Origin of the sequence: Bradyrhizobium sp. AT1 (genome assembly GCF_001590795.1) — a bacterium.
GTDB lineage: Bacteria > Pseudomonadota > Alphaproteobacteria > Rhizobiales > Xanthobacteraceae > Bradyrhizobium.
Genome location: NZ_JXDL01000001.1, coordinates 6,127,836 through 6,152,341, shown reverse-complemented (window position 1 = coordinate 6,152,341; position 24,506 = coordinate 6,127,836). Strand labels below are relative to the sequence as shown.

The following is a 24,506-nucleotide window of genomic DNA, read 5'->3' as shown; positions in this document are numbered from 1 at the left end:
TCAATATCTCTAGTAGCCGCTGTTGTTCGCCGCGCCGACGGCGCCAAAACGGCTGGCCGAGAACGCGCCGACCAATTCGGGCTCGAGCGCGCCCTGCGCCACCATGCGCGCGATCTCGAAGGCATGGTTGGAGGCGAGCGTCACGCCGGAATGGCAGCAGGCGACGAAGGCGCCGGGATGCGTCTCCGACTGGTCGTAGATCGGAAAACCGTCCTGCGGCATGACGCGGATGCCGGCCCAGCTCCTGACTACGTTGAGCCGCGACAGATGCGGGAACATGCGCTGGGCGCGATCGGTCATCACGGCGCTGATCGAATGCTTCAGCGCGCGGTCGTCGAGCTCGTCCTCCTTGCTGTCGCCGATCATCACCGTGCCCTCGTCGGTCTGGCGGATCGTGGTCAGCGGATGCGGCAGGAACGGCATGGTGCGCTCGGTCACCACGATCTGGCCGCGGGTCGGGCCCATCGGCGCGAAGAGGCCGACCATCGGCGCTAGCGTCTGGTTGGCATTGCCGGCAGCGAGAACGATCTTGGCGGCACGCAGCTCGCCCTTCGGCGTGGTCAGGCGGAATTCGCCGCCGCTCTTGCTGATCGCGGAGACCGGGCGTTCCGGAAGATAGTCGATGCCGAACGCCTTGAAGCCGGTGTGGAAGGCGCGGAACGTGCGCAGCGAATTGACGTGGCCGTCGAGCGGACAATAGCTGCCGCCGGAGACTTCCGGCCCGATCAGCGGCAGCGACTTCTTCACCTCGGATGCGGAGAGCATCTCCATCTTGTAGTCGGCCGCGCCGACCTGGTTGTGCATGCGCTTGACCAGCTCGGTACGCTGGCCGAATTCGTCGTCGCCGAGCGTGAGATGAAAGCCGCCGTTCTGCTGAAGCGCGACGTCGAGCCCGGTCTGCTGCTTCAGCTCGGACGCCAACCGGCCCCATGCCTGCGAGGCCTGCACGGTCCACACCGTGTAGGCGGGCATGCCGAGCCCCTTGCTCTGCACCCAGACCAGCGCAAAGTTCGCGCGCGAGGCGCGCTTGGTGATGTCGCCTTCGTCGAGCACGGCCACCTTCTTGCCGAGCCGGCCGAGGCCCCAGGCAATGGCGGAGCCGAGCAATCCGCCGCCGACAACGGCGACGTCGTAATCCGTTCGCATAGGTTCTCCTATCGCCCTGTGTCGCCGCCCTTGCCGGCGAGCACGCGGTCGAGCCCGTAGAAGCGGTCGAGCAGAATGAGGGCGCTCATGGTGATCGCGATCACGCAGGCCGAGACCGACGTCACCAGCGGATCGATGTTGTCCTGGATATAAAGGAACATGCGCACCGGCAACGTTTCGGTGCCGGGCGCGGCGAGGAAGACGGTCATGGTGAGATCGTCGAAGGACTGGATGAAGGCGAGCGCCCAGCCGCTGATGACGCCGGGCAGGATCAGCGGCAGCGTGACGCGGCGGAACAGCGTCCAGCCGCCGGCGCCGAGCGAGACCGCGGCCATCTCCACCGTGCGATCCATGCCGGTCGCCGCCGCCAGCGTCAGCCGCAGCGCGAACGGAAACACGATGATGACATGCGCGATGATCAGCGCGGCAAAGCTGCCGCCAAGGCCGGCAGATGTGAAGAAGCGCAGGAAGGCGATGCCGAGCACGACATGCGGGATCATCAGCGGCGACAGGAACAGCGCCGCCAGCGCGTCACGGCCGCGGAAGCGATAACGCGCGATCGCCAGTGCCGCCGGCACCGCGAACAACAGCGCCACGAACGAGGACAGCGCGCCAAGGCCGAGGCTCACCCAGAAGGCGTGGATGAACTCCGGGTAGTTCGCAATCGTCCTGAACCAGCGCAGCGAAAACCCGTTGGTCGGCAACGACAGAAAACCTTCGGGCGTGAAAGCGACGAGGCAGACCACCAGGATCGGCGCCACCATGACGATGACGAAGATGGTGTGGAAGATCAGTGCGAGCGGGCCGTTCCGTCTCATCGGAACACCTCCGCATAGCGGCGTTCGATCAGCGCGTTGCTGCCGACGACGATCAGGACCAGCGCGACCAGCAGGAGCGTCGCGACCGCGGCACCGAGCGGCCAGTTGAGGGTGTTGAGGAATTCGTCATAGGCGAGCGTCGCCGCGACCTTGAGCCGGCGGCCGCCGATGATCGCGGGCGTCGCAAAGGCGCTGGCCGAGAGCGAGAACACGATGATGGCACCCGACAGCACGCCCGGCATGATCTGCGGCATGATGATGCGGCGGATGATGGTGACGGGCCCCGCGCCGAGCGACATCGCGGCGTTCTCGATCTGCGGATCGAGCCGCTGCAGCGCCGCCCACACCGACAGCACCATGAACGGCATCATGACATGCGCGAGCGCGACCACCATGCCGGTCTCGGTGAACATGAAGGGAATGGGGGAGCGGATGACGCCGGCCGACATCAGGAGCTTGTTGACGAGGCCGTTGTTGCCGCCGAACAGCAGCGCCCAGCCGAGCGTGCGCGCCACCACGGAGATCAGCAGCGGCCCGAGAATGACCAGCAGGAAGAAGCTCTTCCAGCGGCCGTCCATGCGGTTGAGGATGTAGGCTTCGGGTGCGCCGAGCAGCGCGGTGAGCAGCGTGGTCAGGATCGCGATCCGAAACGTCCGCCAGAACATTTCTGCGTAATAGGGATCGGTCGCAATCTCGTGCCAGTTCTTCAGGATGAACACCGGCTCGATGCCCTTGTACTGGCCCCAATCGTGGAACGACAGCATCACCGTCATCGCCAACGGAATCAGCAGCACGCCGACGAACAGCATCAAGGCGGGCGCGGTCAGCGCCCACGGTGCACGTGCACTGCGCTCCTCGGCGGCCATGCTCATGCGCCGGCCCTCGCACGCATGCTCATGTCTTGGGGATGCCAGGTGAGGCGAACCGACTCGCCTTCGGCCGGCTGCGCCGTGCCGTCATTCTGGCGGATCACGATCGCCGGGCCGCATTCGCTGTCGCACTGGAACAGCCAGTGATTGCCCTGAAAGATGCGGGTGACGATTTTTGCATGAAGACCGGCATCGCCGAAGCCGATGCGCTCGGGGCGAATGCTGACCGTGACGGGGCCGCTGAGCCCGGCCGGCGCCGGTGCGCTCCAGGAGCCTGCCACGAGTTGCGCCGGCGTCGCGGTCCGGTCGATCGTTCCGGCAAAATCGTTGGTCTTGCCGAGGAATTGCGAGACGAAGGCCGAGGCCGGCCTTTCATACGTTTCCTGCGGCGTGCCGATCTGCTCGATCTTGCCCTGGCTCATCACCACGATGCGATCCGACAGCGACATCGCCTCGTTCTGGTCGTGGGTGACGAGGATGGTGGTGGTGCCGATGGTGCGCTGGATCTGGCGCAGCTCGATCTGCATCTCTTCGCGCAGCTTGGCGTCGAGATTCGACAGCGGCTCGTCGAGCAGCAGCACGCTCGGCTTGATCACCAGCGCGCGCGCCAGCGCCACGCGCTGCTGCTGGCCGCCGGACATGCGGCGCGGATGGCGGTCCTCGAAGCCGGCAAGACCGACCATCGCCAGCGCGGCACGCACGCGCTCGGCGCGCTCATTGCGCGGCACGTTGCGCATTTCGAGGCCGAAGGCGACGTTTTCCGCCGCGGTCATGTGTGGAAACAGCGCATAGCTTTGGAACACGATGCCGAGGCCACGTTTGGCAGGATGGATCGCGGTGAGGTCCTTGCCCTCCAGGCGGATCGCGCCGCCTGAGGGATCGAGGAAGCCCGCGATCATCTGCAACGTCGTGGTCTTGCCGCAGCCGGAGGGGCCGAGGAAGGAGATGAACTCCCCCTTCCCCACCGACAGGCTGAAGTCGTCGACCACGGTCTGCGCGCCGAACTGCTTTGCGACCCGGTCGAGCTCGAGATAGGCCATGCGCTGTCTCCGCGAACGCTCAGATCAGCGCTCGACCTCGCGATTCCAGCGCTTGGTCCACTCCTCGCGCTTCTCGTTGATCACGGTCCAATCCGGATTGTAGAGCTTCGCCGCGCGCTCGCCGATCGGCGCCATCTTGCCGAGCTCCGGCGGGATCACCAGCGATTTCAGCACCGGGCCGTAGCCGTAATCTTTCAGCATCACGAGCTGAATCTTGGGCTCGAGCAGCATCTTGACGAAGCTCGAGGCCAGCGGCGAGGCGTTCGGCTTGCTGATCGGGCACGCGGTGGTCAGCAGCGTCGCGGCGCCTTCCTTGGGATAGACGAAGTCGACGGGGAAGCCGGTGTTGGCAAAGCTCTGCACGCGGCCGGTTCCCCACACCGCGATCACCGCCTGGCCGGACTGGAACAGCTCGGTCATCTTGCCCGGCGACGGCTCATAGGCGAGCACGTTCGGATTGATCTGTTCCTTGAAAATCTTGAAGCCGGAATCGACATTGGTCTCCCCGCCGCCGTTCATCTTCGACAACATCACCAGCGCTTCGAGACCGTAGGTGTTGTTGATCGGCGGGATCACCAGCTGCTTGGCGTATTTGGTGTCCTTCAGGTCGTTCCAGGAGGTCGGCGGCGCCCAGCCCTTCTCCTTGAACACCTTGGTGTTGTACATCAACCCGGTCGCGACGATGCCGATGGCCACCGCACGATCGTCCTTGAAGCGCGCGGTGTCGTAGAGATCGGCGGGCAGGCCTTCGAGCTTGCCGCAGAAGCCGAGCTGGATCGCCTGGTACATCGGGCCGTCATCGACAATGGCGACGTCGATCTGCTGGTTGCCCTTCTGCGCCTGGAGTTTCGCCAGCGTGTCGGTGGAATTGCCGGCGACGTATTCGACCTTGACGCCGTTCTCCTTCTCGAAGGCCGGGATCACCTCGTCGCGGATCGTCTTCTCGAACGAGCCGCCATAGCCGGCGACGTAAAGAGTCTTTTGCTGGGCCGAGGCGGCCGAAGGGGCCGCGATGAGCGCTGCGATGCTGACCGCGGTCAGAAGGCGAAAAGTTGTCATGTGGACCGATCTCCATACCGGAATGAGGTGACGTGCCGACAAATCTCCGGCTGGGGCGCCTTCCGCATTTCCTTCCGCGCAAATCCCTCTCGGATCAGGGCTCCGGCCCCTGTTCGGCGGGTCTGGCGCGATTTGGAGGTCAAAACCCCTCCAATCTGCCGAAAAAGCGGGCTGGCTCCAGCTCTGATGAAAAAGATCGCAGACCTTTACTTCCATCGTCCAATGAATAATGGCACCCTCTGCATGCCGAAATGTTATGATTGGATGACGAGATGGCGCGGATCAATTCACGGCAGGTCGAGGCCTTCCGCGCGATGATGCTGACCGGCAGCGTCACGGAGGCTGCGAAGCTGATGGTGGTGACGCAGCCGGCGGTGAGCCGGTTGCTGCGCGACCTCCAGGCCCTGCTGAAGATGGAGCTGTTCGAGCGGCGCGGCACTGGCCTGGTGCCGACCGCGGCGGCGATGGCGCTCTATACCGAGGTCGAGCGCTCCTTCGTCGGCCTCGAACGCATCACCGCCGCCGCCGAGGAGATTCGCGGCCGCCGCACCGGCTCGCTGCGCATCGCCGCGCTGCCGGCGCTGGCGAACGGCTATTTGCCGCGCCTCGCAGGGCACTTCCTGCAGGAGCGGCCGAACCTCAACCTCGCGTTCTTCGGCGTGATCTCGCCAATCGTGGTCGACTGGGTCCTGAACAACCAATGCGACATCGGCTTTGCCGAGGTGCCGATTGCCCATTCCGGCCTGCCAAGCCTGCGACTGCCGGCGCCTGCGCGCGTCGCGGTGCTGCCGACGGGCCATCGCCTCGCGGAGAAGGAAGTCCTGGAGCCCAGCGATTTCGAAGGCGAGACCTTCATCTCGCTGTCGGCGGGATCATCGAGCCGGCATCTCGTCGACCAGGTCTTCAATCGCCATGAAGTCCGCCGCGTGCTCAGGGTCGAGACCACCTTGTCGGAGATCATGTGCGGCATGGTGTCGTCAGGGCTCGGCGTTGCGATCTGCGACCCCTTCACCGCGCGGGAATTTTCCACCCGCGGCGTGGTCGCGCGTCGCTTCCTGCCGCGCATCGACTTCGAATTCTCCGCCGTCTTCCCGGCGCAGCGCAGCCCGTCGCCGGTGGCGCTGGATCTCGTCGAGACCATGCGCAAGGCGCTCGAGGAGTTCGAGGACCAGACGGCAAGCCAGCTTGCAGGCGGTTGACGTGGACGCCATTGGTGCAGTGTTATAGCTACGCAACCGAAGCAGGGCACATGGCACGCATCACCATCATCGAGACCGGCCTCGTTCCCAAGGAATATCGCGAGCGTCACGGCTCGTTTCCCGACATGTTCGAGCGCATGGTCCGCGCCGAGGATCCGGCGGCCACGGTCGACATCGTCAGCATCCCGAATGGCGACGCGCTTCCCGATCCGGGCAAGCTCGACGCCGTCCTGATCACCGGGGCCGCTGCCGGCGTCTATGACGGCCTCGACTGGATCGCGCCGCTGGAAGATTTCGTGCGCACGGCCTACGCCAACAAGACGCCGATGGTCGGCGTCTGTTTCGGTCATCAGTTGATCGCGCAGGCGCTCGGCGGCACCGTGCGCAAGTCGGACAAAGGCTGGGGCATCGGCCGGCACGTCTATCAGGTGCTGCCGGAGAACGGCGTCATTGCCGGCGAGGACGTCGCAATCGCCGCCTCGCATCAGGATCAGGTGATCGAGCCGCCCAACGACGCGCTGACGATTCTCTCGTCGGAGTTCACCCCGCATGCCGGCCTGCTCTACGCCAACGGCACCACGCTGACCGTGCAGCCGCACCCGGAGTTCGATGTGGATTTCGCGCAAGTGTGCTGCGACCTGCGCGACGGCAAGGCGCCGGACGACGTCGTCGCGACGGCAAGGGCGTCGCTGGCGGAGCCGATGGACAATGCGAAGCTCGGTGGGGCGATTACGAGGTTCTTGGCGCGGCGCGCCTAGTTGGCGGCACGCTCCCCGTCCCTTCTCCCCTTGTGGGAGAAGGTGGCGCGAAGCGCCGGATGAGGGGTTCTATCAGCTCGCTGGACTTCTCGTGAGGATAGAGACCCCTCACCCGCCGAGCTTCGCTCGGCACCCTCTCCCACAAGGAGAGGGGTGATGCAGCGTCGCCCGCGGAATATCAGAACGGATCGCGTCCCAATCCCGGTATATCGGCCGGCCGCGGCCCCGGCGCGGGCCAATGAAAGCGGCGGTCCTTCTCGGCGATCATGATGTCGTTGATCGACGCCTCGCGCCGCTTCATCAAACCGTGCTCATCGAACTCCCATTGCTCGTTGCCATAGGAGCGATACCATTGGCCTTTGCCATCGTGCCATTCGTACTGGAAACGCACGGCGATGCGGTTCTCGTCGAAGGCCCAGAGATCCTTGATCAGGCGATAATCCTGCTCCTTCTCCCATTTGCGGGTGAGGAACGCGACGATGGCCTCGCGGCCCTCAAGCACTTCCGAACGATTGCGCCAGCGGCTGTCCTCGGTATAGGCGAGCGAGACGCGCACCGGATCGCGCGAATTCCAGGCGTCCTCGGCCATGCGCGCCTTTTGCGCGGCGGTCTCACGGGTGAAGGGCGGAAGCGGCGGGCGCGACATGATGGCCTCATCGGTTGGTTGGGGCCGCAATCTATCGCTGCGCAAGGCGGAGTCGAGTGGCGATTCCCTATCGGCCGATCACGAAATCACATCAGCCTTCATCAGCGTGCGGATCGATTTGGGGATCGGTTGCGCGCGGCCGCCGCTGATGAAGGCGACACGCACCTCGGCCTTCACCAGCACGTCGTCACCGCGCCGCACCTCCTGCGCCAGCATGATCGAGGCGCCCTTGACCGCAACCGGCCAGGTCACGACGTCGAGCACGTCGTCCATCCGCGCAGGTTTCAAGAAATCCAGGTGCATCGAGCGTACCACGAAGGCGAAGCCCGCGCCTTCGGTCTCCACCTGGTCGAACAGCGCCTGCTGCTCGGCGCCCATCAAGCGCAAATGATTGGTGCGTCCGCGCTCCATGTAGCGCAGATAATTGGCGTGGTAGACGATGCCCGAGAAATCCGTGTCCTCGTAATAGACGCGGACCTGCATGTGGTGGCGGCCGTCGCGGATCTCGCCGTCGAGGTGGGCAGTCACGTCGCGAGCCTCTTTGCTTGTCGATATCAGCCCGTTTTGCGCAAAAACCGCCTCCCGCGCAAGCGGGTCAGGACACAACCGACATGGCACGCCCCAGCGTTACCTCGACAATCTCGGGCGGCACGCCGACGCGGACCGGCATGATGCTGCAACCGAGGCCGCCGGAGACGATGAGATCGCATTTCAGGCGGAAATGGCCGTAGGCGAGCCGCAGGCCGTTCTTGGGCGACACGGCCGGCGACCAGCCGAGCAGGCGGACCTGGCCGCCATGGGTATGGCCGGACAGCTGCAGCGCGACACGCGAAGGTACCAGCGGTGCGATGTTGGGTTCATGCGCGAGCAGGATGACCGGCGCATCGTCGGTGATCTTCGCCAGCGTGCCTGCGAGATCGTCGGCGCCGAAGCGCCCCGTGCTGCGAAAGCGCCGCGCCGGCAGGAAGGCGAGCTGATCGCCGAGCCCGGCGAGCCAGAACGGGCGGCCGTCCTTGGAAAGGCGCACGACATCGTTCTCGTAGACGGGGATGCCGGCCGCCTCCAGCGCCCGATGCGCGATGGTCGGCCCGTGTCCCGCCCGCTGCACGGTCTTGTCGTCCCAATAATCGTGATTGCCCATCACGGCATGGACGCCGAGCGGCGCCTTCAGGCCGGCCAGCACCCTCGCCCATTCGCGCGACGGAATGAAGCGCGTGACGTGGTGAAGGCCTGCGACGTAGTCGCCGAGCAACACGATGAGATCGGGGTTCAAGGCGTTGGTGCGTTCGACGATGCCTTCGATCCGCGCCAGCGACATCCAGGGATCGCAGGCGTGGATGTCGGCGATGGCGGCGATCTTCAACGGGAAATCCGTCGGCCACTGCCGTGGCTTCGGATGATAGCGGGTGACCCGAAGCCGCAGCACCGGCTCGACGCCGACGCCGTAGGCGGCGGTCGAGATGCCGAGGGCGGACAGGCCGCCGATGGACCGAATGAAATGACGGCGCGTGATCATGGAAACCCGCTTCTGCTGTGGGGATCTCGATGAGATCGGATTGGAGCGGAATTGGGGTGCGCTCGTGCAGATCGTCTGCACGAGATGAACGGAAATTCATGAAAGGAGCGCGCTCGCGTGCGCGCAGATCAGTCGTCGCTCTCGTCGGTGCCGAACAGGCCGAATTGCGCCGCCGCATCGCGCGAGGGCTCGGCGATGCCGAGATGACGGAAGGCGTGCGAGGTCAGCAGGCGGCCGCGCGGGGTGCGCTGCAGGTAGCCGCACTGGATCAGATAGGGCTCGATGATGTCCTCGATCGCATCGCGCGGCTCGGACAATGCCGCGGCCATGGTCTCGACGCCGACCGGTCCGCCGCCATAGTTCATCGCGATGGTCGTGAGATAGCGGCGATCCATGGCATCGAGCCCCGCAGCGTCAACCTCGAGGGCGCTCAACGCGTGGTCGGCGATCTTGCGATCGATCTTGTCGGCATCGGCCGCGGAAGCGAAATCGCGCACGCGGCGGAGCAGACGGCCCGCGATGCGCGGCGTGCCGCGCGCCCGGCGCGCGATCTCGTTGGCGCCGTCAGCGCTCATGCCGACATTGAGCACGCGCGCGCCGCGGCTGACGATGCTTTCCAATTCCTCGATGGTGTAGAAATTCAGGCGGACCGGAATGCCGAAGCGATCGCGCAAGGGATTGGTGAGCAGGCCTGCGCGCGTCGTGGCGCCGACCAGGGTGAATTTCGACAGCTCGATCTTCACCGAGCGCGCCGCCGGGCCCTCGCCGATGATGAGGTCGAGCTGAAAGTCCTCCATCGCGGGATAGAGCACCTCTTCCACCGCCGGGCTGAGGCGATGGATCTCGTCGATGAAGAGCACGTCGCGCTCCTCGAGATTGGTCAGCAGCGCCGCGAGATCGCCGGCCTTGGCGATGACCGGGCCCGAGGTAGCGCGAAAGCCGACGCCGAGTTCTTTCGCCACGATCTGCGCCAGCGTGGTCTTGCCGAGGCCGGGCGGGCCGACAAACAGCACGTGATCCAGCGCCTCGCCGCGCTTGCGCGCCGCTTCGATGAAGATCGAGAGGTTCTTGCGCGCCTGCTGCTGGCCGACGAAATCGGACAGCGATTGCGGACGCAGCGCGGTGTCGCCGACATCGTCGCTGCGGCGCTCGGGCGAAACCATGCGGCTGGCCTTGGGATCGCTCACTTCGCGAGCTCCTTCAACCCGAGCCGGATCAGCTGCGCGGTCTCGGCGTTCTCACCCGCGCTGCGCGAGGCCGACGCAATCGCGGCCGCGGCCTGCGGCTGGCCGTAGCCGAGATTGACCAGCGCGGAGATCGCATCCGCGACGGGCCGCGGCGCGCGCTGGTCGTCGACAGCGCCGGCGAGATGCACGACGGCCGGATCGACATTGGCGAAGGCCGGCGCTTTGTCCTTCAGTTCGGTGACGATGCGCTCGGCAACCTTGGGGCCGACGCCGGGCGTGCGCGCTACGGCCGCCTTGTCGCGCAGCGCAATGGCATTGGCGAGATCGGCGGGTGCCAGCGTGCCGAGCACCGCGAGCGCGACCTTGGCGCCGACGCCCTGCACGGTCTGCAGCAGGCGAAACCATTCGCGCTCCTGATCGGTGCGGAAGCCGAACAGTTTGATCGCGTCCTCACGGACATAGGTCTCGATCGAGAGCACGGCAGCCTCGCCGGGCGACGGCAGATGTTGCAAGGTACGCGTAGAGCAATGCACCTGATAGCCGACGCCGCCGACGTCGAGGATGACAAAATCCTCGCCGTAGGAATCGATCAGGCCCTTGAGCTTGCCGATCATAGGCTCGCCACCTTCAGCCGCAGCGCGGTGCTCTGGCGGTGATGGGCATGGGTGATGGCGATGGCGAGCGCGTCGGCAGCGTCGGCCGACGGCGGATCGGCCTTGGGCAGGAGAATTTTCAGCATCATCGCGATCTGGGCCTTCTCGGCATGACCGGCGCCGACCACGGTCTTCTTGACCTGGTTGGGCGCATATTCGGCGACCGAGATGCCGAACATTGCGGGCGCGAGCATGGCGACGCCGCGGGCCTGGCCGAGCTTCAGCGTCGCAACGCCGTCCTTGTTGACGAAGGTCTGCTCGACCGCGGCTTCCATCGGCTGGTGGTTCGAAAGCACGGCCGCCAACCCTTCATGGATCGCGAGCAGCCGGCTCGCCAGCGGCAGGTCGTTCGGCGGTTCCACCGAGCCGCAGGCCACATAGATCAGGCGGTTGCCGTCAGCCTCGATCACGCCCCAGCCGGTGCGGCGCAGGCCGGGGTCGATGCCGATGATGCGGATTGGCTGGCGAATCGGGAGCGCGGTCATGGGCCAGTGATAGCGGTTGGCCCATGATAGCGAAACAGAAACAGAACAGAAGTAACAGGGGAAGTGGGAGCACATTGAGGGGCGGCCGACGCCCACCTCACTTTCGGTCGTCATACCCCGCGAAGGCGGGGTATCCAGTACGCCGCGGCCTATCCGTATCCCGCTGGCGTCTCTGGAATACTGGATCGCCCGCCTTCGCGGGCGATGACAGCGATGGATGAGGCTGACAGGCGGCCTACCCGCCCATCTTCGCCATCAGCGCGTCCGACACCTCGAAATTGGCGTAGACCTGCTGGACGTCGTCGTGCTCGTTGAGCAGATCCATCAGCTTGAGCAGCTTCTCGCCGGTCTCGTCGTCGACTGCGACCGTGTTTTGCGGCTTCCAGATCAGCGCGGCCTTGCGCGGCTCGCCGAACTTGGCTTCCAGCGCCTTGGCGACGTCGCGATAGCCTTCGGTCGAGGCGTAGATCTCGTGGCCGCCTTCGCCGGAGACGACGTCGTCGGCGCCGGCCTCGATCGCGGCATCCAGCACGGCGTCGTCGGAGGCGACGCTGCGGTCGTATTCGATGATGCCGGTGCGGTCGAACATGAAGGAGACCGAGCCGGTTTCGCCGAGATTGCCGCCGGACTTGGTGAAGAAGGAGCGGATGTCGGAGGCGGCGCGGTTGCGGTTGTCGGTCAGCGCCTCGACGATGACGGCGACGCCGCCGGGACCGTAGCCCTCGTAGCGGATCTCGTCGTAGTTCTCGCCCTCATTGCCGAGCGCTTTCTTGACGGCGCGTTCGATATTGTCTTTCGGCATATTCTCCTGGCGGGCCGCGATGATGGCCGCACGCAGGCGCGGGTTCATGTTGGGGTCGGGCGTCCCCAGCTTGGCCGCCACGGTGATTTCCCGCGCCAGCTTGCCGAACAACTTCGACTTCTGGGCATCCTGCCGCCCCTTGCGGTGCATGATGTTCTTGAATTGGGAATGTCCGGCCATGCGTGGTCTCTCGAGGAATCGTCAGCCAAAGGTGAGCGTGGGAAGCGCGGCCTTATAGGCCGCCAACCCGCCGGAATCAAAGCGATCTCCTACTCCTAAGGTAGCACCGTAAAGGTACCCCCGGGTACGGCCGGGTGCCTAGAGATCGGGCATTGTTAACCCTGATTTCATTCCGGGCTGCGAAAATAGCGCCCGACCGTTTTCCCCGACAAGAGAGAGCTGATGGCGTTCGGACTATTTCGGAAGCGCCTGCCGGACCAGGCTGCGTCTGCGGCCGCCCCGGCGGCTCCCCAGCCAGCGGCCCATTCCGAGCCCGTGGCGGCGCCCGAAACTGATTCAGCCCGGGAAATCCTGGAGCTGCTGGAACTCGAGCTCGGCGCCATGATCCGCCAGCTCGAACGCGCCGCCCATTCGGTGGCTGGCGGCGCCGAGGCGACCGCCACGACGCTTGCCGCCATCCGCGACCGCACTGACGCCCTGACCGGCCGCACCAATGCCGCGCAATCGACCGCCTCGACCTTCGCCCACGCCGCCGACAAATTCACCCAGTCCGCCCTGGGGATCGGAGCGCAGGTCCGCGAGGCCGGCAAACTCGCCGACGAGGCCAGCGCCGCCGCGCAGGAAGCCCGCGCCAATGTCGACCGCTTGCGCGAATCCTCCGCCGCCATCGGCAACGTCGTCAACCTGATCGCCCAGATCGCGCGGCAGACGACCCTGCTCGCGCTCAACTCGACGATCGAGGCCGCACGCGCGGGCGCTGCCGGCAGGGGCTTTGCTGTCGTCGCCACCGAGGTCAAGGCCCTCGCGGTGCAGACGCAGGGCGCGACGGAAGAGATCACCAAGAAGATCGACGCGCTGCAGCGCGACGCCGCCGGCTCCGCCGATGCCGTGCACCGCATCTCGCAGGCGATCGAAGCGATCCGCCCCGTGTTCGAGACCGTCAACGGCGCGGTCGCCGAACAGAACGCCACCACCAGCGAAGTCTCCGGCAATGCCGCCAGCGCCTCCGAGTTCATCGTCTCGGTCGGCGAGAGCGCGGCCGAGATCGACGCCGCGACCAAGGCCGCCGAGAGCCACGGCGAGAGCGTCGCCAGCGCCGGCAAGGCCGTCACCACTTTCGCGCAGAAGCTGAAATCGCGCTGCGCCGTGCTGCTGCGCCAGAGCGAGCACGACGACCGCCGCAAGACCGAGCGGCTGCCCTGCCATCTCAAGTTCGAGAGCCCGCGCGGCGTGATGCCGGTCTACGAAATCTCGATGGACGGCGTGTTGATCGGCGGCGCGGACGCGGGCCGGCTCGCACCGCAAGCGATGATCGAAGGCACGCTGGAAGACGTCGGCGCCTGCCGACTGCGCGTGATCGAGCAATCCAAGGCCGGCGCCCGCGCGCAATTCGTCGGCCCCAGTGCCGAGCTCCGCGAGAAGATCGAGGACAAGCTCTGGTCGATCCACGAAGAGAACACGGAGTTCGTCACCCGCGCCATGGAGGCGGGCAACGCACTGTCGAAGATATTCGAACAGGCGATTGCGCGCGGCGAGGTCAAGATCGACGATCTCTTCGACACCGACTATGTCGAGATCGCCGGAACCAATCCCCAGCAATACCGCACGAAATATCTCGACTGGGCCGACCGCGCCCTGCCTCCGTTCCAGGAGGCATTCCTGGCGAAGGACCCGCGCATGGCGTTCTGCGCCATGGTCGACCGCAACGGCTTCCTGCCGGTGCACAACAAGATCTATTCACATCCGCAGCGGCCGGGCGACGCCGCCTGGAACACGGCCAACAGCCGCAACCGGCGGATATTCAACGATCCGGCGGGGTTGGCTGCCGCGCGCAACCTGCGATCGTACCTGGTCCAAAGCTATGCGCGCGACATGGGCAACGGGAACACCGTCATGATGCGGGAGATCGACGTCGCGATCCGCGTGCAGGGCCGCCACTGGGGTGGATTCAGGACGGCCTACAAACTGTAGTGCACGCTCAGGCAAGACGCCGGGAGCGAATCATCCCTTAAGATCGAAGTTGGAATGGGAATGCCGCGTGAGCCGGGTTGCGGCTCTGACTGGAGGACTCATCGAACATGTCCGTCGCACAACTTGCCGTCATGGACACCGGCTCCAACCGCACGCTGGCCGAGCGGCTGATCGATCAGCTCGCCGACCGCATCGGCGGCCTCGGCGTGGAACTCGCCGATATTGCCGGCAACGTCCAGGAAGTCGCAAACCGCGTCGCCAACCAGTCGGAACGGTTTCACCACCTCCAGAAGACGGCCGAGACGATGGTTTCGGCCAACCACGACATCGCCAATGCATCGCAGGCGGTGCAAACGACCACGTCAGCGGCGGTCGGCGAAATCGCGCAGTCGCGCAACGCCGTGGACACCGCGGTCAGCCACATCTCCGAGCTCGTCGCGGCGGTGGAGCGCATCGAGGCCCGCCTGTCCGCCGTCGGCTCGGCGCTGGCGCAGGTCGCCAAAGTGTCCGGCTCGATCGAGGCGATCGCGAAGCAGACCAATCTGCTGGCGCTGAACGCAACGATCGAAGCCGCCCGCGCCGGCAATGCCGGCCGCGGCTTCGCGGTGGTCGCAAGCGAGGTGAAGAACCTCGCGGAGGCCACCCGCCAGGCCACGCATCAGATCTCCGACACAGTGCGCGATCTCGACGGCCAGATCGAAGGGCTGATCGGCGAAAGCAGCGACGCCTCGCAGCGCGCCAAGACCGCGGGCGAAGGCGCCCAGCAGATCTCCGGCATCATCTCGCGGGTCCAACAGGGCTTTGCCTCCGTGGAGGCGGAGATCGGCAGCGTCACGCGCGCGGCGACCTCCAATCTCGGACATTGCGACACCGTCATCAGCGAGCTCAACGAGCTCGCCAAGGGCGTCGACCTCTCCTCTCGCGATCTCAAGAGCGCCGACCAGCGCGTGACGAAGCTGCTCGACACCTCCGAAGGCCTGATCGCGCTGATCGCCGACAGCGGCGTCGAGACGTCGGACACACCGCTGATCCGCGTCGTGGTCGACACCGCAAAGCGGATCACGGCCGAGTTCGAGGCCGCCATCGATCGCGGCGACATCACGCTCGAGCGGCTGATGGACGAGAACTACCGCGAGATCCCCGGCACCGATCCGAAGCAGTACCTCACCAACTACGTCGAATTCACCGACCGCGTGCTGCCCGCGATCCAGGACCCGATCCAGAAATCGGATCCGCGCATCGTCTATTGCGTTGCCTGGGCGCGGAGCGGCTATTTGCCGACCCACAATCCGAACTACCGCCAGCCGCAGGGCAAGGACCCCGTCTGGAATAACGCCAACTGCCGCAACCGCCGCCTGTTCAACGACCGCACGGTGAAGAAGGTCGCGGGCAATACCAAGCCGTTCCTGCTCCAGACCTACCGCCGCGACATGGGCGGCGGACAGTTCGTGCTGATGAAGGACCTGTCCTCGCCGATCGTGATCCGCGGCAAGCACTGGGGCGCCTTCCGGATGGGTTTCCGGCAGAGCTGACGGCTGCGCTTCCGCGTCCCCAACCAAAAGTTCGAAAACAACCCCATGCACAGTAGCCGGGGTGTGTAAAATCAATGGCTTGCTGCGGCAGGACATGGGGGCGTTTTGACACGTCGGGCAAAACAGAGAGCGTGATGCTCCCAATCTGAAAGACCATCGTCTCCTTGCCGCCGTCTCCGGCAGGATAGAGCTGCTCTGCCCCGCAGCTCGGGCTTTTTCCAATCGCACGAATTTGTCGTCGCATGGCTTTTCGTTTTCGCACGACCATTCGCAACGATCGACGGCGCTCGCGATGAAAAACGTCGAAAAATGACGCTTATCATATCAAATAGTCCAAGACGCTTGCAGTGATCGTCGCACGAATTCGTGAACGTCATGGTCTGCCGCGATGGCCACGCAAATCTGCATTGCTGCGAATTTGAAAGCTTCATCGCTTCGCGGCGGTATGATTATGGTCTCGCGAATTCGTCGATCGGATCACCGCGAGCGGTCCATCGCGCAAGAGGATGCACATGGCGACAACTCTCATCATCAATGGCGAAACGAAATCGTTCGAAGCGCCCCCTGACATGCCGCTGCTGTGGGTGCTGCGCGACATCCTCGGCATGACCGGGACCAAGTTCGGCTGCGGCATCGCGCAATGCGGCGCCTGCACGGTGCATGTCGACGGCAAGGCCGTGCGCTCCTGCGTGCTGCCGGTCGGCGCGGTCACCAATCGCGCCGTCACCACCATCGAGCACGTCGGCAGCACGCCGGCGGGCGCCAAGGTGCAGAAAGCCTGGTTGGATGCCGAAGTGATCCAGTGCGGCTATTGCCAGTCCGGCCAGATCATGTCGGCCGCAGCATTGCTGGCCGCCACGCCCCATCCCGATGATTCCGACATCGACGCCGCGATGGCGGGCAACATCTGCCGCTGCGGCACCTATGTGCGCATCCGCGAGGCCATCAAGCAGGCCGCCAACGGCCGTCAGTCCTGAGGTTCGCCATGAATGCACACAACAGCGTTTCCCGCCGCGCGCTTCTCACCGGTGGCCTTGCCGGCGGCTTCCTGCTCGCCTTCCATTTGCCGCTGCGCGCCGCCGTCAACGAGCCGGTGCAGCCGCCTGATACGACCGACGGCAAGTTCACGCCGAACGCCTTCATCCGGATCGACCCGGACGGCATGACCACGCTGGTGATGCCGCAGGTCGAGATGGGACAGGGTATCTACACCGCGGTCTCGATGATCCTGGCGGAAGAGCTCGACGGGGACTGGTCGAAGGTCCGGTTGCTGCACGCACCCGCCAACGAGAAGCTGTACGGCAATCCGATCTTCATCATCCAGGCCACCGGCGGCTCCACGTCGGTCCGCGCATTCTGGAAGCCGCTGCGTGAAGCCGGCGCAAGCGCGCGCGCCATGCTGGTGCAGACTGCAGCCACGCAATGGGGCGTCGATCCCTTGAGCTGCACGACATCGAAGGGTGTGGTGACCCACAAGGAAAGCGGCCGCATGCTCACCTATGGTGCCCTGGCAGCTGCCGCAAGCGGCCAGACGCCACCCAAGGATGTCCCCCTCAAGGACCCCAAGGATTTCGTTTATATCGGCCGGCCGTTCAAGCGGCTCGACACCCCCGACAAGGTCAATGGCAAGGCCGTCTACGGCATCGATGCCATCGTGCCCGACATGAAGTTCGCGACCCTGGCGCAGTGCCCGGTGTTTGGCGGCAAGGTCGGCAAGGTCGATGACCGCGCCGCGAAGAAGATTCCTGGCGTGCGAAAGATCGTCGTACTCGACGATCTCGTCGCCGTCGTCGGCGATCACATGTGGGCGGCGAAGAAAGGCCTCGATGCCCTCGTGATCGAGTGGAACGAGGGACCGAACGCGAAGATCAATTCGAAAGCGATCTGGGACGATCTGCGCGCCGCCAGCGCAAAGGACGGCGTGGTCGCCAAATCCACCGGCGACATCGCCAAGGGCCTCGCGAGCGGTGAAAAACTCGAAGCGTCGTTCGAGCTGCCGTTTCTCGCCCACGCAACGATGGAGCCGTTGAACGCCACGGTCCATTGCAAGCCCGACTCCTGCGAAATCTGGACTGGCACGCAGATCATGGCGCGTGTGCAGTCGGAGGCCGCAAAGGCCGCCGGGCTCCCGATCGAGAAGGTGATCGTCAACAACCATCTCCTGGGAGGCGGCTTCGGCCGCAAGCTCGAGCCCGACATGGTGGTCGCGGCCGTTCGCATCGCCAAGCAGGTCGACGGGCCGGTTAAAGTGGTGTGGACGCGCGAGGAGGACATCCAGCACGACGTCTATCGACCGGTCTATCGCGACACGATCGCAGCGACCTTGTCGGACGGCAGGATCGTCGGCTGGAAATACAGGATCGCCGGCGCTGCGATCATCGCGCGCTGGCTGCCGCCGGCCTTCCAGAAGGGCATCGATATCGACGCGATCGACAGCGCCACCGACGTGCCCTACGACATCCCGAATGTCCACGTCGAGTATGTGCGTGCCGAGCCGCCGGCGGTCCCGACCGGGTTCTGGCGCGGGGTCGGGCCCAACAACAACGTGTTCGCGGTCGAATGCTTCATCGACGAACTGGCGCGCAAGGCGGGCAAGGATCCGGTCGAGTTTCGCCGTGGCATGCTGGCCCAGCAGCCGCGCTTCCTCTCTGTGCTCAATCTCGCAGCGGAAAAGGCCAATTGGGGCCAGCAATTGCCGGCGCGCGTCGGGCGCGGCGTGTGCCTGCAGCCCTCGTTCGGGAGCTTTATCGCCACCGTCGTGGAAGCCGAGGTCGACGAACAGGGCGAGATCAATCTGCGCCGTGCGACCTCCGTGGTGGATACCGGCATTGCCGTCAATCCCGATACGATCGTGGCTCAGGTCGAGGGCGGGCTGATCTTCGGCCTGACCGCCGCGCTCTACGGCGAGATCACCATCGACAAGGGCCGCGTCCAGCAATCCAACTTCAACGACTACCGGATGCTGCGGATCAACCAGACGCCGAAGATCGAGGTTCACGTCGTCAAGAGCGGCGAAGCTCCCGGCGGCATCGGCGAGACCGGCACCACGGCCGGACCACCGGCACTGCGTAACGCGATTTACGCCGCGACCGGCGTGGCGCTGCGGCGCCTGCCGCTCGATCGGAAACTGCTGGCTGCGGGGAAGAAGGCATGAGCGGCAAGATGCGTATCCTCACGAGCCTCGTCGTGATCGCCATCGTCGCAGTGGCGCTCGGCATCTTCATCGTCCGCGGGCCCGGCCCGCTCGACTTCGCCGGCGGCACGAAGGTGGCGCTCGCAGACTATCGCGCGGGCAAGCCGACCGGCGTGCCGGCCAAGCTCGAGAAAGCGAGCCTGGTCGAACGCGGCGAATATCTCGCCAAGGCGGCCGACTGCATGGTCTGCCACACCAAGCCGGGCGAGAAGGACTATTCCGGCGGGCTCGCCTTCAAGCTGCCGTTCGGCACGCTCTATTCGACCAACATCACGCCCGACAAGGACACCGGCATCGGCAATTACAGCGACCAGGATTTCCTGAACGCGGTCCAGCACGGCAAGCGCCGCGACGGCGCCCGGCTCTATCCGGCGATGCCTTACACGTCCTATACGTTCATGACGGACGAGGACGTGCTGGCGGTGAAGGCATACTTATTCAGCCTGCCGGCGGTGCGCGCGAAAGCGCCCGACAATACGCTGTCGTTTCCGTTCAACCAGCGCTGGGCGATGATTGCCTGGTCGGCCGTATTCAATCCGGACACGCGCTTCGCGCCCGATACTTCGAAGAGCCCGGAATGGAATCGTGGTGCGTATCTCGCGGAGGCGCTGGCCCATTGCGGCGAGTGCCACACGCCGCGCAATCTCGGCTTCGCGCTGGACAACCGCAAGAAGTTCGCCGGCGCCATCACGACGGGCTGGCGGGCGTTCAACATCTCCTCCGACAAGGCCACGGGCCTTGGCAATTGGAGCGATGCGGACCTGATCTCGTACCTGTCGCTCGGCCATGCGCCGGGCCATGGCGCGGCCTCGGGTCCGATGGGCGAGGCGGTCGACCACAGCTTCAGCCAGTTCGCGCCCGAGGACATCCGCGCCGTCGTTGCTTATCTGCGCAGCGTGCCGCCGCAGCCCTCGCCCGACCTGCCGGCGACCACAGCGCCGGTCGCGCCCGCCTCGCACAAGGACGGCGTCACGGCGGATGCGCGCGGCAAGATGCTGTTCGCCGGTGCCTGCGCCAGCTGCCACGGCTGGAGTGGCGAAAGTCCAGTGTCGCCGATGGCGACGCTGACTGGTACCTGGGCGGTCAACGATCCCGCCGCCACCAACGTCGCGCAGATCGTGCTGTCGGGGACCAAGCGGCACACGCCGGATGACGCGCTGTCGATGCCGGCATTCGGCGAGGCGTATACCGACGACGAGATCGCGGCGGTGGCGAATTACGTCACGGCGCGGTTCGGCGCGAAGGGCTCGAAGCTCACGGCGAAGGATGTGGCGGGGTTGAGGAAGCAGACAGCGGAATAGGTCTCCGCCGCGTCTGACGCTGCACCTTCTTCCTTGCGGGAGAAGGTGGCGCGAAACGGAGCGGGCGGCCACCCCCGCCGCCTGCCCCGAGCATCGAAGGCGCCGCCACTGGTGCGGCGACAGTTGTTGCCATAGAAAGGCTGCCGCACATTCGGGGCGCGGACCCGAATCCAATCGACTGGCTTTCGATGCCCCTTCCACCCGCCCAAATCGGCGCGCCGTTGTCCGAGATCGATACGCCGGCGCTGATCATCGACCTCGACGCCTTCGAGCGCAATCTCGACACCATGGCGGCAGCGGTCGGCAAGCTCGGCGTCAGGTTGCGTCCGCATGCGAAGACCCATAAGTCGCCGATCATCGCGGCCAAGCAGATAGCGCGCGGCGCCGTCGGCATGTGCTGCCAGAAGGTCGCCGAGGCCGAGATCCTGGTGGCCGGCGGGGTGAGCGACGTGCTCGTCAGCAACGAGGTGGTGGGCCCGCGGAAGCTGGAACGGCTCGCAGGCCTGGCGCGCCACGCGCGCATCAGCGTTTGCGTCGACGATTCCATCGCTGTCGAGCAACTGGCGCTCGCCGCGGAGCGGGCCGGCTCGCACATCGAAGTGCTGGTCGAAATCGACGTCGGCGCCGGTCGCTGCGGCGTCAGGCCGGGCCCGGCGGCGGCCGCCCTGGCGCGGCAGGTGGCGGGGTCACGCTTCCTGTCGTTTGGCGGTTTGCAGGCCTATCACGGCTCCGCCCAGCATTTGCGCACGCCGGACGAGCGGCGCGCGGCCATCGTGAGCGCCGCGAGCGCGACCAGCGAGACGCTGCGCGCCCTCAAGGACGCGGGCTTTCAATGCCGGACGATTGGAGGCGCAGGAACCGGGACCTTCGAGCTCGAAGGCGCGAGCGGCATCTGGAACGAATTGCAGGCCGGCTCCTATATTTTCATGGACGCCGACTACGCGAAAAACGTCGCCGACGGGACGCGCAACGCCAGCCCGTTCGAGCATGCCCTGTTCGTGATCGCGACCGTGATGAGCACCGCCTCCGGCGAACGCGCGGTCATCGATGCCGGCCACAAGGCCCTGTCGAACGACAGCGGATTTCCGGCCGTGCTGGGCCGCCCCGACCTGCGCTATCACCGGCCCTCCGACGAGCACGGCGTGCTCGAGTTCGACAGCGCTTCGTCGCGGCTGGCGCTCGGCGACAAGGTGACGCTGATCCCCGGTCATTGCGACCCGACCGTCAACCTCTACGACTGGTATGTCGGCGTGCGCGGCTTCAATACGCCGGACGCCCGCGTGGAAGCGCTTTGGCCGATCGCGGCGCGCGGCGCGGTCACCTGAGATTGACGCATTGCGCGTCAATCTCCGCTGTCGTCCCGGACAAGCGAAGCGCAGATCCGGGACCCATACGCGGCAGCAAGCGTTTGGCGAAGACGTGGGGCGACCAGCTTCGCGAAACAATTGGCCCTTGCGGTTATGGGGCACGGTTGGCAAGTGCGCGGCAAGGCGTGCACTCATCATTCGGGACTGCCCGTTTCCAAGGGATGAGCAGACCTGGCCTGACCCGACTGGGAACGTCTGCAAATGACCCTCAACGGACATTGATCAATCTTAGAAGGCTTAAGACTTAAGTTGTAGCTACGCCAAAGTGCAATCGGTTATGCTTTCGATGCCTCGTATGGATGGACTCTTTGAAACGCATTCTGCTCATCTTCGGTGTGGTGTTTGGGAGCGCGACCGTTGTGGCCGTTGCGGGCACAGTTCTCTTTGCTTATGCACTATCGCGAGCAGATCCCTTTCCGGCCTTCATGGAAGAATTCGCGCCGAAAGGCGTTCGCTCTTACGAAGAGACGAGAAAGGCATTTTCTATGTTCGTCATTCAGGCTTTCCCAGTCGGCTCCGACGCTGAAGGCGCGACTAAGCTCATCGCCGACGGTGGTTTCCAGGTCCAAGGGTCATCTACACCGAATTCTGTCTATATGCTCTGGAGCCGACACGCTGGTCCGTGTAGCGAACGGTACTCCATTATTATCGACCGAACAGCAGACGGGAAGATCGCCAAGGCAACTGGCCAACTTCATCCAATCTGTCTTTAGCTGGGACCGGTGCTACGCGACAGCGGTTGTCATTTCGCTTTTCCGCTTCTGGCCCAAAGCGGACGTCCCTTGGTTGCCCGCCGATGTCCGCTGCGGAGGGCAAAGCTGATATCGTCGTCCGAGGACGACACCGGGTGAGTGGCTTTGGCTTTCAGCTCAACCAGAATCTCGGCGTCGCCGGCTCCAGCCTTCCACCCATCCGCACCGGCGCGATCTTCAGCGCGAGGCCCGTCGCGTCGTCTGTCTCCACCGCGACGCCGCTGAGCGTCGCCGCGCCCGCGGCCGGCTCGAAGCGGCCTGACGGAATGCCCGAGGTGAACCTGCGCAGCGGTTCTTCCTTCTGCATGCCGATGATGGAATCGTAATCGCCGGTCATGCCGGCGTCGGTCATGTAGGCGGTGCCGCCCGAGAGGATCTGATGGTCGGCGGTCGGGACATGGGTGTGCGTGCCGACGACGAGGCTGGCGCGCCCGTCGCAGAAGAAGCCGATGCCCTGCTTCTCGCTCGACGCCTCGCAATGGAAATCGACGACGATGGCGTCCGCGGCGACGCCGAGCGGACACGCACCGAGCTCGCGCTCCAGCGCGGCGAAGGGATCGTCGAACGGGGTCATGAAGACGCGGCCCAAAGCGTTGACGACGAGCGCATGCTTGCCGTTCTTGGTCTCGACCAGAGCGGCGCCGCGGCCGGGCGTGCCGCGCGGATAGTTCGCGGGGCGCACCAGACGCTCGGCGCGCTCGATGAACACCAGGGCTTCGCGCTGGTCCCAGGAATGGTTGCCGAGCGTCACCGCATCGGCGCCGGCATCGAGAAATTCCTGATAGATCGCCTCCGTGATGCCGAAGCCGCCGGCGGAATTCTCGCCGTTGACGACGACGAAATCGAGCGACCAGTCCCTGACCATGCCGGGCAGATATTCGGCGATGGCGTTGCGGCCCGCTCGGCCGACGACATCACCCACGAAGAGAATGCGCAACTTCAGAACTCCGGAAATCGAACACGTCGGATTCGGTTAGCACATAATCCAGCGCGACGTCGTGCGATAGTGCCGGAACCGCCTTGATCTCCTGCGCCGCGAAAGCGAGCCCGATGCCGACGATGTGCTTGGCCTTGCGCAAATGCGCGAAGGTGAAATCGTAATGCCCCGCACCATAGCCGATGCGGTGGCCGAGACGATCGAACGCCGCGAGCGGCGTCAGCATGACGTCCGGAATGACTTCAGCAGCCGCCGGCGACGGCTCGGGAATCCCGAGCGGGCCGAGCATCAGGCGGTCGTTCGGATGGAAGATGCGGAAGATCAGCGACTGGCCACGCGCGGTGACGCAGGGCAGCGCCAGCTTGGCACCCTGCTCCGCGAGCTTCGCGAGCAGCGGCATCGGATCGATCTCGCTGCGGATCGGCGAATAGCCGGAGACGATGCTGCCGGGCAGCAGGTCGAACGGCAACCCGCGCTTGGCGAGTTTGACCGCGGCGGCGGCGCGCTTCTTCTCGCTCAGCGCGTCACGGGCCGCGAGGGCTTTGGCGCGGAGTTCGGCTTTGGTGTTGGACATGCGCGCTTGCTCCGAAGGCGGAGGCTTGCTCCGCTATCATCACCCGCCTTGTGCGCCCTTGCGCACTGGGGCGGATGATCCAGTATTCCAGAGGCGTTAGTGAGTCACACAAATGCCGCGGCGTACTGGATACCCCGGTCAAGCCGGGGCATGACACCTGTTGAATGGCCGCTGTCATTCAACAGGCACGAACCAGAAGAAACAGTGCGAAGCCGCGGACGCCGTTGAAGCACTCGATCCCGGAGTTCCCTACGAAAGTAGGTGGGCACCATATGTCCGGGCCCACGGGCCCGGCCAGGGACAGTTCCCTAAAGGATCGATAAGGCCCCGGGGATATATGGCTCCTGACGCGCGTCGCAGCCTCGCGAAGGCAATGTAACAACGATGCTGACGAATCGCCAGCCCGGCGAGCGTGCGCCCACTTGCTCTTGCCAAGTTCACCGGTGAACTCCCTCTCCCGCTTGCGGGAGAGGGTTGGGGAGAGGGCTTTCTCCTCTGGGGGATTGTCCCGTCGCTGAGAC

The 24,506-nt window shown here is 65.3% G+C and carries 23 protein-coding genes and 1 other RNA gene; 9 read left to right on the top strand and 15 right to left on the bottom strand.

Annotated features, from left to right (window positions below):
* Nucleotides 1-9: 9 nt before the first annotated feature.
* The 5 genes from SE92_RS28505 to SE92_RS28485 are packed head-to-tail and all read right to left on the bottom strand — an operon-like array spanning nt 10 to nt 4,932.
* Nucleotides 10-1,146 (bottom strand): NAD(P)/FAD-dependent oxidoreductase, encoded by a 1,137-nt coding sequence (locus SE92_RS28505; protein WP_063200986.1) that lies wholly within the window; start codon nt 1,144-1,146, stop codon nt 10-12.
* A gap of 8 nt (nt 1,147-1,154) precedes the next feature.
* Nucleotides 1,155-1,964, bottom strand: a complete 810-nt coding sequence (locus SE92_RS28500; protein ID WP_063200984.1) for an ABC transporter permease — start codon at nt 1,962-1,964, stop codon at nt 1,155-1,157.
* Nucleotides 1,961-2,836 carry an ABC transporter permease gene (locus SE92_RS28495; RefSeq protein ID WP_063200982.1) on the bottom strand — a complete coding sequence of 292 codons (876 nt, stop codon included), beginning with the start codon at nt 2,834-2,836 and terminating at the stop codon, nt 1,961-1,963. Before SE92_RS28495 ends, SE92_RS28500 begins: the two co-directional genes overlap by 4 nt.
* Complete coding sequence (locus SE92_RS28490; protein WP_063200979.1) at nt 2,833-3,873, bottom strand: ABC transporter ATP-binding protein; 1,041 nt, start codon at nt 3,871-3,873, stop codon at nt 2,833-2,835. The genes SE92_RS28495 and SE92_RS28490 overlap by 4 nt, the downstream gene beginning before the upstream one ends.
* Before the next feature lie 24 nt (nt 3,874-3,897).
* Nucleotides 3,898-4,932 carry an ABC transporter substrate-binding protein gene (locus SE92_RS28485; RefSeq protein ID WP_063200976.1) on the bottom strand — a complete coding sequence of 345 codons (1,035 nt, stop codon included), beginning with the start codon at nt 4,930-4,932 and terminating at the stop codon, nt 3,898-3,900.
* A gap of 272 nt (nt 4,933-5,204) precedes the next feature.
* Between SE92_RS28485 and SE92_RS28480 the strand changes: the two genes are divergently transcribed.
* Together SE92_RS28480 and SE92_RS28475 are read left to right on the top strand one after the other, a co-directional pair.
* Nucleotides 5,205-6,131: a LysR substrate-binding domain-containing protein gene (locus SE92_RS28480; RefSeq protein WP_063203811.1), complete on the top strand. Its 927-nt coding sequence runs from the start codon at nt 5,205-5,207 to the stop codon at nt 6,129-6,131.
* A 50-nt stretch (nt 6,132-6,181) separates the two neighbouring features.
* On the top strand, nt 6,182-6,889 hold the full coding sequence (locus SE92_RS28475; RefSeq protein ID WP_063200974.1) for a glutamine amidotransferase-related protein: 708 nt from the start codon (nt 6,182-6,184) through the stop codon (nt 6,887-6,889).
* A gap of 178 nt (nt 6,890-7,067) precedes the next feature.
* Here the strand turns inward: SE92_RS28475 and SE92_RS28470 are convergent, their stop codons facing one another.
* The 7 genes from SE92_RS28470 to SE92_RS28440 all read right to left on the bottom strand — a co-directional run bounded on the left by SE92_RS28470 (nt 7,068) and on the right by SE92_RS28440 (nt 12,358).
* Nucleotides 7,068-7,535 carry a nuclear transport factor 2 family protein gene (locus SE92_RS28470; RefSeq protein ID WP_063200971.1) on the bottom strand — a complete coding sequence of 156 codons (468 nt, stop codon included), beginning with the start codon at nt 7,533-7,535 and terminating at the stop codon, nt 7,068-7,070.
* 78 nt (nt 7,536-7,613) lie between these two features.
* A complete protein-coding gene (gene ybgC / locus SE92_RS28465) occupies nt 7,614-8,063 on the bottom strand; it encodes a tol-pal system-associated acyl-CoA thioesterase (protein WP_084251899.1) in 450 nt (149 codons plus the stop codon).
* A gap of 67 nt (nt 8,064-8,130) precedes the next feature.
* Nucleotides 8,131-9,051, bottom strand: coding sequence for a metallophosphoesterase (locus SE92_RS28460; protein WP_063200968.1), 921 nt, complete (start codon nt 9,049-9,051; stop codon nt 8,131-8,133).
* A gap of 128 nt (nt 9,052-9,179) precedes the next feature.
* Nucleotides 9,180-10,214, bottom strand: a complete 1,035-nt coding sequence (gene ruvB / locus SE92_RS28455; RefSeq protein WP_177237050.1) for a Holliday junction branch migration DNA helicase RuvB — start codon at nt 10,212-10,214, stop codon at nt 9,180-9,182.
* A 20-nt stretch (nt 10,215-10,234) separates the two neighbouring features.
* On the bottom strand, nt 10,235-10,852 hold the full coding sequence (ruvA, locus tag SE92_RS28450; RefSeq protein WP_063200964.1) for a Holliday junction branch migration protein RuvA: 618 nt from the start codon (nt 10,850-10,852) through the stop codon (nt 10,235-10,237).
* Nucleotides 10,849-11,376: a crossover junction endodeoxyribonuclease RuvC gene (gene ruvC / locus SE92_RS28445; RefSeq protein ID WP_063200963.1), complete on the bottom strand. Its 528-nt coding sequence runs from the start codon at nt 11,374-11,376 to the stop codon at nt 10,849-10,851. Before ruvC ends, ruvA begins: the two co-directional genes overlap by 4 nt.
* Nucleotides 11,377-11,611: 235 nt before the next feature.
* Entirely contained in the window at nt 11,612-12,358 is a 747-nt protein-coding gene (locus SE92_RS28440; RefSeq protein WP_014492334.1) for a YebC/PmpR family DNA-binding transcriptional regulator, read from the bottom strand.
* 222 nt (nt 12,359-12,580) lie between these two features.
* Here SE92_RS28440 and SE92_RS28435 point away from each other — a divergent pair, with 222 nt between their 5' ends.
* From SE92_RS28435 to SE92_RS28405, 7 genes are all read left to right on the top strand, one after another.
* Nucleotides 12,581-14,329 carry a methyl-accepting chemotaxis protein gene (locus SE92_RS28435; RefSeq protein WP_063200962.1) on the top strand — a complete coding sequence of 583 codons (1,749 nt, stop codon included), beginning with the start codon at nt 12,581-12,583 and terminating at the stop codon, nt 14,327-14,329.
* Between the two features lie 107 nt (nt 14,330-14,436).
* Nucleotides 14,437-15,861 (top strand): methyl-accepting chemotaxis protein, encoded by a 1,425-nt coding sequence (locus SE92_RS28430; protein WP_063200961.1) that lies wholly within the window; start codon nt 14,437-14,439, stop codon nt 15,859-15,861.
* A 512-nt stretch (nt 15,862-16,373) separates the two neighbouring features.
* Complete coding sequence (locus SE92_RS28425) at nt 16,374-16,838, top strand: (2Fe-2S)-binding protein (RefSeq protein ID WP_198172807.1); 465 nt, start codon at nt 16,374-16,376, stop codon at nt 16,836-16,838.
* A gap of 8 nt (nt 16,839-16,846) precedes the next feature.
* Nucleotides 16,847-19,015 carry a xanthine dehydrogenase family protein molybdopterin-binding subunit gene (locus SE92_RS28420; RefSeq protein ID WP_063200955.1) on the top strand — a complete coding sequence of 723 codons (2,169 nt, stop codon included), beginning with the start codon at nt 16,847-16,849 and terminating at the stop codon, nt 19,013-19,015.
* Nucleotides 19,012-20,355, top strand: a complete 1,344-nt coding sequence (locus SE92_RS28415; protein ID WP_063200952.1) for a c-type cytochrome — start codon at nt 19,012-19,014, stop codon at nt 20,353-20,355. The genes SE92_RS28420 and SE92_RS28415 overlap by 4 nt, the downstream gene beginning before the upstream one ends.
* Nucleotides 20,356-20,543: 188 nt before the next feature.
* Nucleotides 20,544-21,680: a DSD1 family PLP-dependent enzyme gene (locus tag SE92_RS28410; protein ID WP_063200949.1), complete on the top strand. Its 1,137-nt coding sequence runs from the start codon at nt 20,544-20,546 to the stop codon at nt 21,678-21,680.
* A 350-nt stretch (nt 21,681-22,030) separates the two neighbouring features.
* Complete coding sequence (locus SE92_RS28405) at nt 22,031-22,435, top strand: hypothetical protein (RefSeq protein ID WP_157095716.1); 405 nt, start codon at nt 22,031-22,033, stop codon at nt 22,433-22,435.
* A gap of 151 nt (nt 22,436-22,586) precedes the next feature.
* On the opposite strand, the gene SE92_RS28400 is transcribed toward SE92_RS28405, so the two are convergent.
* The 3 genes from SE92_RS28400 to ssrS form a co-directional block, all read right to left on the bottom strand.
* On the bottom strand, nt 22,587-23,411 hold the full coding sequence (locus tag SE92_RS28400) for a TIGR00282 family metallophosphoesterase (protein WP_063200943.1): 825 nt from the start codon (nt 23,409-23,411) through the stop codon (nt 22,587-22,589).
* Nucleotides 23,389-23,985, bottom strand: a complete 597-nt coding sequence (locus SE92_RS28395) for a 5-formyltetrahydrofolate cyclo-ligase (RefSeq protein ID WP_063200940.1) — start codon at nt 23,983-23,985, stop codon at nt 23,389-23,391. The genes SE92_RS28400 and SE92_RS28395 overlap by 23 nt, the downstream gene beginning before the upstream one ends.
* Nucleotides 23,986-24,190: 205 nt before the next feature.
* Nucleotides 24,191-24,351, bottom strand: a non-coding RNA gene (gene ssrS, locus SE92_RS28390) — 6S RNA.
* Between the last annotated feature and the right edge of the window lie 155 nt (nt 24,352-24,506).